This is a genomic window from Phycisphaeraceae bacterium, assembly GCA_019636655.1.
In the GTDB taxonomy this organism is placed as follows: Bacteria; Planctomycetota; Phycisphaerae; order Phycisphaerales; family UBA1924; genus JAHBXB01.
On the sequence record JAHBXB010000001.1, the window covers coordinates 500,537 to 513,973 of the forward strand.

13 protein-coding genes are annotated in these 13,437 nt (G+C 67.6%); 11 read left to right on the forward strand and 2 right to left on the reverse strand.

Features of this window, described 5'->3' with window-relative positions:
- Positions 1 to 67: 67 nt before the first annotated feature.
- Both KF745_02140 and KF745_02145 read right to left on the reverse strand, forming a co-directional pair.
- Entirely contained in the window at positions 68 to 964 is an 897-nt protein-coding gene (locus KF745_02140) for a hypothetical protein (GenBank protein ID MBX3357206.1), read from the reverse strand.
- Positions 961 to 1,533 carry a hypothetical protein gene (locus tag KF745_02145; GenBank protein ID MBX3357207.1) on the reverse strand — a complete coding sequence of 191 codons (573 nt, stop codon included), beginning with the start codon at positions 1,531 to 1,533 and terminating at the stop codon, positions 961 to 963. Before KF745_02145 ends, KF745_02140 begins: the two co-directional genes overlap by 4 nt.
- 470 nt (positions 1,534 to 2,003) lie before the next feature.
- Between KF745_02145 and lpxI the strand changes: the two genes are divergently transcribed.
- The 11 genes from lpxI to fliG all read left to right on the forward strand — a co-directional run bounded on the left by lpxI (position 2,004) and on the right by fliG (position 13,422).
- On the forward strand, positions 2,004 to 2,888 hold the full coding sequence (lpxI, locus tag KF745_02150) for a UDP-2,3-diacylglucosamine diphosphatase LpxI (protein ID MBX3357208.1): 885 nt from the start codon (positions 2,004 to 2,006) through the stop codon (positions 2,886 to 2,888).
- 35 nt (positions 2,889 to 2,923) lie between these two features.
- A complete protein-coding gene (locus tag KF745_02155) occupies positions 2,924 to 3,523 on the forward strand; it encodes a hypothetical protein (GenBank protein ID MBX3357209.1) in 600 nt (199 codons plus the stop codon).
- 123 nt (positions 3,524 to 3,646) lie between these two features.
- Positions 3,647 to 6,073: a tetratricopeptide repeat protein gene (locus KF745_02160; protein ID MBX3357210.1), complete on the forward strand. Its 2,427-nt coding sequence runs from the start codon at positions 3,647 to 3,649 to the stop codon at positions 6,071 to 6,073.
- Positions 6,074 to 6,110: 37 nt separating this feature from the next.
- Positions 6,111 to 6,620 (forward strand): flagellar protein FliT, encoded by a 510-nt coding sequence (locus KF745_02165; GenBank protein ID MBX3357211.1) that lies wholly within the window; start codon positions 6,111 to 6,113, stop codon positions 6,618 to 6,620.
- A gap of 4 nt (positions 6,621 to 6,624) precedes the next feature.
- Positions 6,625 to 7,608, forward strand: coding sequence for a hypothetical protein (locus KF745_02170; GenBank protein MBX3357212.1), 984 nt, complete (start codon positions 6,625 to 6,627; stop codon positions 7,606 to 7,608).
- On the forward strand, positions 7,605 to 9,113 hold the full coding sequence (locus KF745_02175; GenBank protein MBX3357213.1) for a sigma-54-dependent Fis family transcriptional regulator: 1,509 nt from the start codon (positions 7,605 to 7,607) through the stop codon (positions 9,111 to 9,113). Before KF745_02170 ends, KF745_02175 begins: the two co-directional genes overlap by 4 nt.
- A 98-nt stretch (positions 9,114 to 9,211) precedes the next feature.
- The gene (locus KF745_02180) at positions 9,212 to 9,649 is read left to right on the forward strand and encodes a hypothetical protein (protein MBX3357214.1); all 438 of its coding nucleotides are present in this window, start codon (positions 9,212 to 9,214) and stop codon (positions 9,647 to 9,649) included.
- Positions 9,650 to 9,662: 13 nt separating this feature from the next.
- Complete coding sequence (flgC, locus tag KF745_02185) at positions 9,663 to 10,076, forward strand: flagellar basal body rod protein FlgC (protein MBX3357215.1); 414 nt, start codon at positions 9,663 to 9,665, stop codon at positions 10,074 to 10,076.
- Positions 10,077 to 10,139: 63 nt separating this feature from the next.
- Positions 10,140 to 10,472 (forward strand): flagellar hook-basal body complex protein FliE, encoded by a 333-nt coding sequence (gene fliE / locus KF745_02190; protein ID MBX3357216.1) that lies wholly within the window; start codon positions 10,140 to 10,142, stop codon positions 10,470 to 10,472.
- Positions 10,473 to 10,653: 181 nt separating this feature from the next.
- Positions 10,654 to 12,366, forward strand: coding sequence for a hypothetical protein (locus tag KF745_02195; GenBank protein ID MBX3357217.1), 1,713 nt, complete (start codon positions 10,654 to 10,656; stop codon positions 12,364 to 12,366).
- A gap of 15 nt (positions 12,367 to 12,381) precedes the next feature.
- Entirely contained in the window at positions 12,382 to 13,422 is a 1,041-nt protein-coding gene (fliG, locus tag KF745_02200; protein ID MBX3357218.1) for a flagellar motor switch protein FliG, read from the forward strand.
- Positions 13,423 to 13,437: the final 15 nt, after the last annotated feature.

Consider the following 13,437-nt stretch of genomic DNA (forward strand, 5'->3'; position numbering starts at 1 on the left):
TCATTGCCTCGCACCGGCACCCCAGCCGGACCAGTCACCGCTTTGGGGCAGGCATCCCAGGCACTGCTTAACGCGGAGAGTCAAGATCGGTCACCGATTCCACCTGGAACACCCTGACCAGTTCGTCGAAGTTGAACGCATCGGGCTTCATGACCCGCCGGCCGTCCTGCAGGTCGTAGAGGTTGAGCCGGATGAGCGAGCCGCTCGGGACATGGAGCACCGCGAGCTCCGACGCCATCCGCGGTCCCGAACTGGCGCCGGTGATCCGCACGTAGGCATACTCGTTCAGGTCGGCGATGATCTCGACCGTGCGGTCCGGCGAGAACAGTTCGACCTTCCGAGGTTCGAACGATTCCGGATCGAGCCAGAGCCTCTGCAGACCCCCAGAGTCGGTGCGGGTCGTCACGCCAACCAGGCGGCCGTCGGCCGACCACTGCGTGGCGCCCAGTACCTGTCCGCCACCCGGCCCATTGGCGCCGACGGGGAGCGGCACAATCCCCAGGACCCGAATCACATCCAGCGGCCGAATGGTCAGCCCTGGCGTACGGGGATCAAGCCTTGCGGCATCGAACGTTGCGTGACGGCCGACGTGGGCAACCGGCGTGTCGACGACATCGAACCACCAGTAGCGATCCGCATCGCACCCAAACCAGAAAAGCCGCTTTCCTGCCTTGTTCAGGCTGAGCGCCAGGTGGTCGGGGCGGATAACTTGGAGGGTGCCCTCACCCTGTTCCGTGCGTTGTGTCCCGTCCTCGGAGAACGTCAGCCGCACCGTCGCGGGCGCGTACACCTGACTCAACAGCGAGACGCGGTTGTTGTACGCCTCGGCCACCGTCGCGTAGGCCGGCGGCGGCGATTCTCGTGCCACCGACGACGGCGCCTTCGGCCCATCCCCGTTGCAGCCGGATGCCGCGGCCGCGAGGCAGGCCAGGCCAAGCCTCATCCACCCGCGCCGGTTCATCATGGCGCCGCATTCCCCGGCGATTCAGGCCCCGGGGTGCCGGTCTCGCCACTGCCTGCCATCACCGCCGTCAACTGCTCCGTGACATCGAGAATCGTGGCATCGTCCAGACCCGGATCGATGACCTCGGTCGCTGCTGGCGTGCCTTCATCGCGGGGCCCCTTGGGCCTGACCAGCATCGTCGACCCACGGGTGGCCTCGCAGACGAGCAGACGCTTGCGGATCAGAATCAAGGCCAGGACGTATCGAAACGCAAGGCGTCTCGGCTCGGTTGTGTCGGCAAGTTGCTCGAATAGATCGACCAGGGCGGCATCGTCGACGAGCACCCGCCGTTTCGCATCCGGCGCCGCAACGACCGCCCGCCACGTCGCGAACACCAGATCCGGCCGCGGAGGGCGCGCCCCGGAATCCCACGCGTCAGCCGAGTAGTCCACACGGACCAGTTCCTCGGTCTCGTCGTGCTCCAGCAGCACCGCGACAAAGCGGTCCCCGGGACCCAGCGCCGACCCGGTGGCCGCGCACACACCCGTATTCGAGCCGATTTGGAAGTTGCCCCTGACCATCCGTGTCATGCGCACAGTGTAGCGGCGGGCAACCCGGGCATGCTCAGCATGACACCTCGAAACGGCGCTGCGACGTGCCACCGGCACCCACCCCGAACCGCACCTGCCTGGCGCACTTCGGGCAACGCCCCGTGTAGGCGGTGCCGGCGGCGTTCCTGTAGGCCCTCGCGTAGTGGTTCGAACAGCGGAACCATAATGACAGCCACGGCCTCGAACGGTCTGCCGAGGCCTCCGCTGGTTCGCGCGGAGTCGGGGATGACGTCAGTTCAACGCGGTCTTCCGGTTGCGGCACGTCGTCCATATCGGCTGACGGCCCGCTGGGCCTTCGAGCCGGTTCAAACTCCGAAAAGTGCCCCTGGCGGCGTGCCAGGCCGGTCTCACCCCGATTGCTGGGGGCCGGTCCAGGTGTTTATCATGTCCGGATTGCTCGTGCCTGCGCACTGGGAGCGCCGATGTGATTCTGCTCGACGGCCGATTCGATGCCCAACACCCTCACCATCCTGCCGGACCCGCCCCCTCCTCCTACGCCGATCGGCCTGATCGCCGGCGGCGGCCGGCTCCCGATCATCATCGCCGAGGGACTCCGCCGCGCCGGTCATCCCATCCACGCTCTTGGACTGGCGAACCAGTTCGATGAGGCCCTCCCCCGCCTGTGCGAGACGTTCCGCGAAGTCGGCGTCCTGCGGGTCGGCAGCTGGGGCCGCCTCCTGCGTCGCCGCGGAGTGGGCCACGCGATCATGGTCGGGCGGGTCGACAAGGCCCGGTTCATGTACAGCCCGGGCACCATTCTGCGGAACATCCCGGACTGGCGCACCATCATGGCGTGGTACCGCCATCTGCGGCACGATCGGCGCTCGCATGCCGTCCTCCAGGCGATTGCGGATGAGCTCGGCAGATCGGGGGTCCACTTGATCGACTCGACCGCTCCCATTCCAGACTCGCTCGCCGAGGCCGGCGTCCTGACCCGCTGCCAGCCGACGGCCCAGCAACGGGCCGATGTCGCGTTCGCCTGGCCGCTGCTCATCCAGACCCTCCGGCTTGATATCGGGCAGTCCATCGCCGTTCGGGACCGCGACGTGATCGCCGTTGAGGCCGCCGAGGGTACGGATCGCATGATGGAACGGACCGGCCAGCTCTGCCGTCTGGGCGGCTGGACGCTCTGCAAGGGCGCCCGCGCCGGCCACGACCGCCGCAGCGATGTTCCCACCGTCGGGGTGCAGACGATCGAAAACCTGTACCGCTACGGCGGCCGGTGCCTGGCCCTTGCCGCCGGCGATGTCATCATGATCGACAAGCCCGACATGCTCGACCTTGCCGATCGCCTCGGTATTTCCGTCATCGGCGTCCCTCCCGCCCAGGCCTGACGCGGTGGCTGCCTCCAGGCAGGACGAGTTCCAACATGACGGCCGATCCAGCCCACACCTACGTTGGCCGAGGCGGGTTGAAGTTGCGATTTGCGCTCGACCGTTTCGGCGTGGACGTCTCCGGATGGACCTGTGCCGACTTTGGCTGCAACGTGGGGGGGTTTACGGATTGCCTCCTGCAAGCCGGCGCCGCGAGCGTCGTGGCGGTTGATACCGGCTACGGCACCCTGGCCTGGCGGCTGCGGAACGATCCCCGGGTCCGGGTCATGGAGCGGGCAAACGCCCTCCACGCCGCGCCCCCTCCCGGGCCAGGATTGGACCTCGTCGTCATCGACATGGGCTGGACGCCCCAGCGACTGTGCATCCCCGCCGCGCTGAGGTGGATCGGCGCGAGTGGAAGCATCATCTCCCTTCTCAAGCCCCACTATGAAATAACAAAGAGCAACCGCAGCGCCCCGGGAGGCCGCGGCGGGGTGCTCGATGAATCCGCCGCAAGGGATGTCGTCGACCGGGTGGTGACCGAGATGCCTTCTTTGGGCGCGTGCGTCCAAGCGCTGGCCCGGTCCCCTGTGCAGGGGGGGAAGGGTGGCAACACTGAATGGCTCGCGTGGCTGCGCCCCGCCGGATCTGCCTAGATCGATGCGCAATGGCGCAGATGGTGCGCGGATCCGTGAAGGGGGATCACCAGCCCGCCCGATAAGCAGACCCATGCCCGCTGCGGCCGGAGGATCCGGCCGTTCCCACGGGAGGCGACGACGGTGAGCGACAGCGCCAACAAGCCGGTGGAATCCGGCGAGCCCCAATCGGCAGGACCACGCACGCCGAACCTGCGCGCGCTCCGCCCGTTCGCCCTGATGACGGTCGCCGGGGGGCTCCTGGCCGCGGGCGTGGTGGCGGCGTTCCTGAACAAGCCGAAGGCGGATCCCACGGCGCCTCTTAAGGAGGCCCGGGCCCTGATCGAGAAGTCGCAGTTCAAGGAAGCCGTGGCTGTCCTTAACGAGCGAATGGTGCCCGTGGTCAACAGCGGCACCGTCGGGCCCGAACTCCAGGCCGAGATGCTCCGGATGCGGGCCGACGCATCGTTCCGCTGGCAAGAGGCGGGCGGGATCGATGTCGACGAGAACAACCGCCAGATCGTGGCGGACTACGAACGGGTTGAGAAACTCGGAGGCACGCTCTCGCCCCAGGAGGTCTTCCAGACGGGCTGGGCACAGACGAGTCTCGGCGAGTTCACGGCGGCGGCTCGCCGGGCGAAGTCGCTGCCCGACTCCGAGCGTCCCCTGCGCCACCGGATCGTGCGCCGTCTCGTGGATTCCGACCTGGCGAGGGGCGGCGGCGGGTCGGCCCTGACCCTGGACCTGCTCACCGATCTGCTGGCCGAGCCGGCGATCGAGGAGAACGAGCGGGCGTGGGGCGTGGCCAAGCAGGCTCAACTCATGCTTGCCGAGGGGCGCGCGGACGAGGCAATCGGCAAGTTGCTGCGGGAACTGCAGCGGATCGAGCACGCGCCGGCGAGGCAGCGGGCGGAACTGCTTGCGCTGCTCGGCCGCGCGTACATGACCACCGACGACAACGCCGCGGCGCTCCGGCAACTGGAACTCGCTGACGGCATGCTCGATCCGGCGGATCCCATGCGGGGGGACATCGGTGTGATGATCGGCCGGATTATTGAGGTGACGGGGGGTGACCGCCAGGAAGCGATCGATCGGTACCGCTCGGTGGTGTCGGACTTCGGCAAGTCGAGGGCGGCTCTGCCCGCCAAGCTGGGCATCGCTCGCCTCCTCCGGGTCCAGGGACAGAACGAGGAGGCGATCACCACCTTCCGCGAGGTCGTCATGGCGGTGGTCCGCGGCGAGCCGGGGGCGACCGCCGACCAGGTGAAGACAGCCCTCATGGGGGCCTACACCGATCTGGCGACCGATGGCGAGTACGAGCAAGGGAAGCGGTACGCGGAACTTGCCGAGTTGCTGTATTCGACCGGCAAGGCGCCCGGAGATGTCATGCGGGCGCTCGGCGAATCCCAGAAAAAGCTCGCCGCGGCTCGGCTGGGCGCGACGCCGTTCGACGAACTGAGCGCCGTCGCCCGAGAGGAGGTCAAGCGGCTCCTGCTGGGTGCCGGCCGCGCGTTCCACGAGCACGCCCAGCGCGAGCAGGACCCCGGGGCCTTCGCCGAGTCGCTCTGGGAGTCCGCTGACGCCTACGACATCGCGGGAGAGCCTAGAGAGGCCATTGCCGCCTTCACCGAGTACATCGATCACGCGACCGACAACGACCCCCGCAGGCCCGAGGCCAAGTGGCGTCTTGCTCAGGTTTTGCAATCCACGCGCCAGTATGCCTCGGCGGCCGAGCGATACCGCGAACTGCTCGGTGGCCGCGTCCCAGCGCAGGCCGTCCAGGGTGGCGCCTGGGCATCGCGGAGCATCGTGCCGCTGGCGCAATGCCTGCTCCGCGACGACGATCCCGCCAACGATGCAGAGGCCGAGAGCCTGCTCGTCTCGGCCGTGGATGGTCATGTCCTCTCCCCCGAGGCCCGCGAGTTCCGGGATGGTGTTATCGAACTGGGTCGCCTCCTGTACGAGACGCGCCGGTATCCGGAAGCGATCGAGAGGCTGACCGAGGCGCTCGAGCGATACCCAGGCGACCGCGCGGCGGACTCGGTGCGATTCCGGCTCGCGGACAGCTACCGCCTCTCCGCAGCACAGATCACCAAGCAACTTGAACAGGCCATGCCCGCTGCGGAACGAGCCCAGCTCGAGAGTGTCCGTCGAGAACGGCTCCGCAAGTCGATGGCCCTCATGGAGCAGTACCGGCGTGAGATCGACGCGAAGTCGGCCCGCGTGGGGCCGCTTGATCAGGCCCAGAAACGCAACGCCATGTTCTACCTGGGCGACTGCGCGTTCGAACTCGGCGACTATCCCGGCGCCATCGCCGCGTACGACGCGGCCCGGCAGATGTACCCGAACGAACCCGCATCCCTTGTCGCGATGGTGCAGATCGTGAACTGCTATGTCGCCCAGGGCGAGTACGACAAGGCCCGCACGGCGAACGAGGCCGCGAAGCGGCACATGGAGCGGTTCCCGCAGTCCGCCTGGAACTCGCCCGACATGCCGATGGAGCGTGAGCACTGGCAGCGATGGCTTGATTCCAGCATGCTCCTGCAGCGACAGGCCAGCGCGGAGCACTAAACGAGCACGCGGGGGATCCCGCAAAGAAGGGTCACGGATGACCGCACGGCAGGCAACGCCAGACGCAGCAACACGGGAGTGGTCCCCGGCGGACGATCCGCGCCGTTGGCTGGACGCGGTCTCCGGACTGGTCAGCGCACAGTGTGAACTTTGCCGCGAGATCGAAGCGATGGGAGACGACCAGTCCCGCATGGTTCAGGAGGACCGGACCGAGGACCTCATCTCCTTGCTCGCGAAGCGGCAGAAGCTCGTTGACCGCCTCGGCGCCCTCGGCGGCGAGCTCGCTCCGCTACGACGAAAGTGGGAGGTCTTCGAGCCCCGCTTGTCGCCGTCGCAACGGGCGACCGTGACGGGCCTGGCCGATCAACTCGCCGGCTTGATCGATCGCATCTCCCGCCGTGATGAGTCGGACCGGCTCTGCCTCGAGGAGCGGCGGGGCCGCATCGCCGCGGAGCTGGGTGGGGTGTCGGTCGGGCGCGGCGCGGTCAGCGCCTACCTGCCGGCCGAGAATCGATTCGGCGGTTCATTCCACGATGGGGAGGCCTGATCGCATGGCCGCCGTGGATACCCCCACCGTCAGCATAGCCGGAGCCGGCTTGGTCACCGAGGCCGATCTGGCGGAGATTGTCGGCGCGTTCCAGGACGCGGCGGGACGACTCCAGTCGGTGCACGAGTCGTTGCGTGCCGAAGTCGTGCGCCTCAAGGAAGAACTCCGAGAGGCGAACCTGCAGATCGAGCGGTCGGCCCGCCTTGCGGCGCTGGGCGAGATGGCGGCCGGCATTGCCCACGAGGTGCGCAACCCGCTCGGCTCCATCCGGCTGTATGCCAGGATCCTCGAAGAAGAGCTCGCCTCCAGGCCGTCCGAGCGGGACATCGCTCGAAAGATCCAGACGTCGGTGGTTGGGCTGGATGCTGTAGTAACCGATGTGCTTGCATTCTCCCGCGAGATGCGGCTCCGACCCGAACCGGCGTCAGCAAGCGAGCTCTTCGAGCACGCGCTGGCCGATTGCGCGGCTCTCCTCGATGGAGAGCCCCGGGATTCCATCACCGTGAAGCGGGACGCTGCCCCGGGGCTCCTCGTCGACTGCGACGCCACGCTGGTGCACCGCGCCCTGGTCAACGTTATCCGCAACGCCATCGAGGCGATGCGCCAGCTTCCGGACCGGAAGCACGCTTTGGCCCTCGATGCCGCGGTACGCCGCGTGCGTGGACCCAAGGGATCGCTGAGCGAAATGACCGCGTTGATCGTCTCCGATACCGGGCCCGGGATACCGCCCGAAGTCGCGAGCCGGATGTTCAATCCGTTCTTTACGACCCGCGCAACAGGGACGGGGCTCGGCCTGGCGATCGTTCACCGAATCGTCGATGCCCACGGCGGCCGGGTCAGCGTCAAGAACCGGGGAGCGGGCAAGGGCGGTCTGCCCGGCGGGGCTGTTGTCGAACTGCTGTTTCCGGTGACGCGGGGGCCCGCCTCCCTGCAGCCGGTTGAAGAACGCACGGATGGAGTTGTGTCGCGCACGGAGGCCAAGGAATGAGCACGGTATTGGTGGTGGACGACAAGGAGTTGATGCGCGACAGTGTGGCGGCAACGCTCACCCGCGCCGGGATGACGGTCATCACCGCCTCAAGCGGCGAAGCGGCCGTTGAACTGGCGGCGAAGCGGCGGCCGGACGCCATCGTGACCGACCTTCGCATGCCCGGGATGACCGGGATCGATCTGCTCGAGCAGGTCCGGCTCATCGACGAGGATCTCCCGGTCGTCATGATGACCGCCTTCGGCGCCGTTGAAACCGCGGTGCAGGCGGTGAAGCTCGGCGCGTTCGATTACCTCACCAAGCCGTTCGAAGGAGACGAACTCGTTGTCGCTGTCAAGCGAGCCATCGAGCACGCCCGCCTCGTCCGCCAGAACGCCGTGCTCAAGCGTTCCGGCGAGAACGGCGGCAGCGCAGAGGGAATGGGACTCCCGCCGGGCCCCGCCGGGCGCCGCGGCATCGACCGCATCATCGGTGACTCCCCGGCCATCCGCCGGGTGAAGGAGCAGGTCCTCGCCGTTGCCGAGTCGCACGGCACGGTCCTGATCTACGGCGAGTCCGGCTCCGGCAAGGAGATCGTGGCGAGGGCGGTGCACGACCTGAGCCCGCGCCATTCGGAGGCCTACCTGGCGGTGAACTGCGCCGCGCTGAGCGAATCGCTGCTGGAGAGCGAACTGTTCGGGCACGAAAAGGGCGCTTTCACCGGGGCCGAGAAGCTCCGCAAGGGGCGGTTCGAGCTCGCCGACCGTGGCACTCTCGTTCTTGACGAGATCAGCGAGGTGAGCCCGCGCGTTCAGGCCAAGCTTCTCCGGGTGCTTCAGGAGCGGACCCTGGAACGGGTCGGATCAAGTCTCTCTATCGGGGTCGATGTGCGCGTCGTTGCCACCAGCAACCGCGACCTGCCCCGGGCCGTCGGCCGGGGCGAGTTCCGGCAGGACCTTTTCTTCCGCCTGAACGTTCTCCCCATCCACCTCCCGCCGCTCGCGGACCGGCTGGACGATGTCCCGCTGCTTTCTCAGTACTTTCTCGGAAACGTTTCCGAGCGTGAGGGCCGCCCGGCGAAGAGGTTCGATGATGAAGCTCTTTCCGTGCTCATGTCCTACTCCTGGCCCGGAAACGTGCGGGAACTGCAGAACATCTGCGAACGAGCCGCGGTGCTCTCCCGGGATCCGGTCATAGGCCGTTCGCTCATCGAATCGTGGCTCACGACGCCCGCCGCACTCGGGGCGCCCCCCCCGGCCGCGACGCCCGGCGCCGGCGCGATGATCGAGGCCAAGTCGCTCGGAGGTCTTGTCGCCAGCCACCGATTGAGCGGGCAGGCAACGGACTTCGTCGCCGTGCACGATCGGCCCCTCGAGGACATCGAGCGTGACGCGATCGTCCGAACCCTCGGCCGCTTCAACGGCCACCGCCAGAAGGCCGCCAAGGCGCTCGGAATCGGGGTCCGCACCCTCGGCCTGAAACTCAAGAAGTGGAAGTCTCTCAACCTCGTCGAGCAGACGCTCTAACCACAGCACGGCAGACCCCGCTGGCCGCGCACGCCTTGCGCGGCGGCACCGATGCAACCGGTCTCGGGGATGGCATCGCCCTTGCGGAGCGGCGTACCGTGATCAACGACCTCACCACGTCTGGCGCCCTGCCCGCCCTGGAGATGGTCGTCCGCTTTGCCGGGCAGCGGCAGCGGCTGATCGCGCACAACATTGCCAATCTCGATACACCCAACTTCCAGCCGCGGGAGGTTTCGGCCGCCGGATTCCAGCGAACCCTTCGCGATGCCGTCGAGCAGCGCCGAGCAACGACCGGCGGCGAGGCCGGCGAACTCCCGTGGCGGGAATCGAGGGAACTTCGGCGCGACTCCGACGGCGGCCTGAGCCTCCAGCCCGGGACGCCCTCCAGCGGCCTCCTCTTCCACGACCGGAACAACCGCGACATGGAAAGGCAGATGCAGGCGATGGTCGAGAATGTCAGCGCCTTCAGGATCGGCACCGACCTCCTGAGGTCACGGTTCGCCATCCTCCAGTCGGCGATTCAAGAGCGGGCCTAGGAGCACGTAGCGGATGTTCGGCGCCCTCGACATCTCGACCAGCGGCATGATCGCACAGCGGACTCGCCTTGAGACGCTCGCCGCGAACATCGCCAGCAAGGACGTCCTGGAGGACGCCAACGGCAACTACGCCCCATACCAGCGCCGCATCGCGGTCTTTGCCCCCGGAGACCCCTCCGCTTCCAGCCCCTCCGGCCGTGCCCTCGGCGTGCACGTTTCCGAGATCGCACTCTCCGACGATCTCCGCCGCCGGTACGACCCGACAAGCAAGTGGGCCGACGCCGAGGGGTATGTGATGACCCCGAACATCGACCCGGTGATCGAGCAGATCAACATGATCGAGGCATCACGGGCCTACGAGGCCAACGTCGCCGCCGCCGAGGCGACCAAGGCGATGACCGCCCAGGCCCTGCGCCTGATCGCATAGACCCACGTTCGTTGCGGGTGACCGGTCGGCACGACCGATGAGCAGAGGGGACCGAGGAACGCCATGACCGATCCACTTGGGCTGATTCGCGGTGCGGGAGTGGGGGGGGCCGCCGGCGTCGGCGGGCCGTCGCCGTTCCGCCCGCAGACCTCGACGCCCGCGACCACGCCCGACGGCGCCAGCTTCAAGGACGTGCTGATGGAGAACCTGCGGCAGGTCAACGAGCTGCAGCAGGAAGCGACCACCGCCATCGAGGACCTCTCGACCGGAAAGCGGAACGACCTTGAGGGCGTCCTGCTCGCCACGCAGAAGGCCGACACGGCGTTCCGCATGATGCTCGCGGTCAAGAACAAGGTCGCCGCGGCGTACGACGAGATCAAGCAACTCCGCGTCTAGGACCGCTCGTGCTGGTGCCCGGTCGCGCAGAGATTGCGCTCGGCACGCGCAGTTCCAGCGTATCTCAAGGCTTGCGTCCGTGCCGTCCGAAAACACCTGTCGCGAACCGCCCCGCGGAGCCGGGGACTGATCGCACCGGCGCCCGTGCGCCGGCCGTACCCAGGCACGGAGGCCACGGTCCATGGAGCAACTGCGTCGGGCGCTGACGACGATCCAGCAGCAGCTGGCGCGCCTGAACGCGAGCCAGCGGCTGCTGATCCTCAGCCTGTGCGTCGTTGCCGCGATGGCGTTGGTGGTCGTCAGCCTCATCTCCGGCCGGTCGCAACTCGTGGCGCTCCCGGGCTTCTCGCCCGCCGAGCAGGACCAGGCCGCCGCGTTCCTCCAGGGCCAGGGGATTACCGCCAAGGTGGTCTCCGGGACGCTGATGGTCCACCCCGACAGCCGCTACATCGCCCTGGCCCAGCTTCAGCAGGGCCAGAAGCTCCCGGGCGACAAGAAGCTCCTGTTCGAGAATCTCGCCCAGTCCCAGAACTGGATGATGTCTCGCCTGCAACTGGAGCAGCAGGCCAACGTCGCGCTGCAGAACGAACTCGCCAAGGTCGCGGCGAGTTTTCCTGGCATTGAAGCCGCGGATGTGTTCATCAGCAGCCCGCCCCCGTCGGGGCTGGGGACCTCCTTTCGCAAGCCGACCGCCACCGTGCGAGTCCATACCCGGGCGGACCGCACCCTGACGCAGGACATGGTCGACTCGCTCGCCGACCTGGTCGCGGGCTCGACACCCGGGCTGGCCGTCGGCGAGGTCCGCGTCATGGACAGCGCCAAGGGCCGCCGCTACCGCCCCCGCAGCGCCGACGACATTGCCGCGACTGGCTATCTCGAGCAGGCGATGAAGGTCGAGCAGCACGTTCAGGACAAGCTGCTCGAGAGCCTTCGGTACATCGACGACGTCATTGTGACCGTCAACGCCCAGGTCGATCTCACCCGCAAGGAGATGAGCGAGCGGCAGGTGCTCCCCAAGGGCAAGGGAACCGAGGCGCTGGTCTCTTCGGAAACCACATCTACCAGCACGCAAACACAGCCATCTGGCGGCGGTGAGACCGGTGTTCGGCCCAACACCCAGGCGTCGATCGGCATCTCATCTGCCACGTCGAATGGCGGCTCCACGCAGGAACAGACCGAGACAAGGATGGAGAACGCGTTCGGAGCACGCGAGACGCGGGAGATCGACCCCAGCGGCCGCCCCATCCGGATCAATGTCACCATCGGCGTGCCGATGAGTTGGGCCGCCTCTATCGCCCGGCAGCGAAAGGCCGCCGCCGCCCCCGCCGGTGGAGCCGCCGCGACCACTTCCGATGTCTCCGATGCCGAGGTCCAGGCCGCGTGGGGCGACGAGAAGAAGCGGCTGGAGCAGGCCGTGCAGCCGCTGGTCGATACCGAGGCCGGTCGCGGCGGGCAGTCGGCCGGAACCGTCATCGCCACCCTGATACCCGTGCTCACGCCTGCTTCGTCCACCGGCGGCGCCGCACAGAGCGCCGGTGTCGCCGGCACGTTCGGCTCTGTCACGAACCTCGTCGGCAGCGGCGCCGCCAAGACCACGGCCCTCGGGGCCCTCGCGGCGATCGCGATCGGCATGATGGTCCTCATGGTCCGCAAGGCCGGCCGCGCCGAGCCGCTGCCCTCCGCCGAGGAACTCGCAGGAATCCCGCCCCAGATCACCGGCGACAGCGACCTGATCGGCGAGGCCGGCGAGGGAGACACGGCCATGGCGGGCATCGAGATCGACGACACCGCTCTCAAGACCAAGAAGATGCTCGAGCAGGTCTCCTCGTTCGTGAAGAAGGATCCGGCAGCCGCGGCGTCGCTGTTCAGCCGGTGGATGACCCCGGAACTCTGACGACCGGGAGACCCGATGCCCCGCAAGCCAAACGACAAACTGCCCGATTCTCCGAGCGAGCTCGACGGGCTCACCAAGGCGGCGATCCTGCTGATGACGCTCGAAGCGGCGGTGGCGGGCGAACTCCTCAAGAAGCTGCCGCCCGAAGCCATCGAGGAGGTCACCCGGGAGCTCGCCGGCCTGGGCCGGGTGCCGGACCACCTCCGCCGCGCCGTGGTCGAGGAGTTCTACAGCGTCTCGATCGCAAGCGAGTACGTGAACGAGGGCGGCCTCGACTACGCCAAGGTGCTGCTCAAGCAGTCACTGGATTCCACCGTTGCCGACCGGGTCGTCCAGCAGATCCAGACGCAGGTGCAGAAGACCCCGTTCTCCTTCCTTCAGAAGGCCGAGAGCGAGAACCTCCTCACGTTCATCCAGGAGGAGCACCCGCAGACCATCGCCCTGATCACCTGCCACCTGGCGCACCACAAGGCCGCGGAGATCCTCAGCGGCCTCCCGCTCCAGAAGCAGATCGAGGTCATCAAGCGCATCGCCAACATGGAGCAGACCAATCCGGAGGTCATCCGCGAGGTGGAGAAGGGACTGGAGAGCCGTCTCTCCAACATGCTGCTCCAGTCGATGGAGAAGGCGGGCGGCATCCCGACGGTCTCCGAGATCCTCAACCTCGCCGACCGCGCCACAGAGAAATCGATCATGGAGGGCCTCGAGGCCGAGGACCCGGAACTCGTCGAAGAGATCCGTCGCCTGATGTTCGTCTTCGAGGACATCAAGCTCGTCGACGACAAGGGCATCCAGACCATCCTTAAGGAGATCGACAACGACGAGCTCTCGCTGGCGCTCAAGACCGCATCCCCCGAGCTCCAGCAGAAGATCTTCGGCAACATGTCCGAGCGGGCCGCCGCGCTCATCAAGGAGGACATGCAGTACATGGGCCCGGTCCGCGTCAGCGACGTCGAATCAGCGCAGCAGCGGATCGTCGACATCGTGCGCCGGCTCGAGGACGCGGGCGAGATCATCATCGCGGGCCGCGGCGGCGAATCGGAGCTCATCGTCTGATCGGCACTCGCCGGC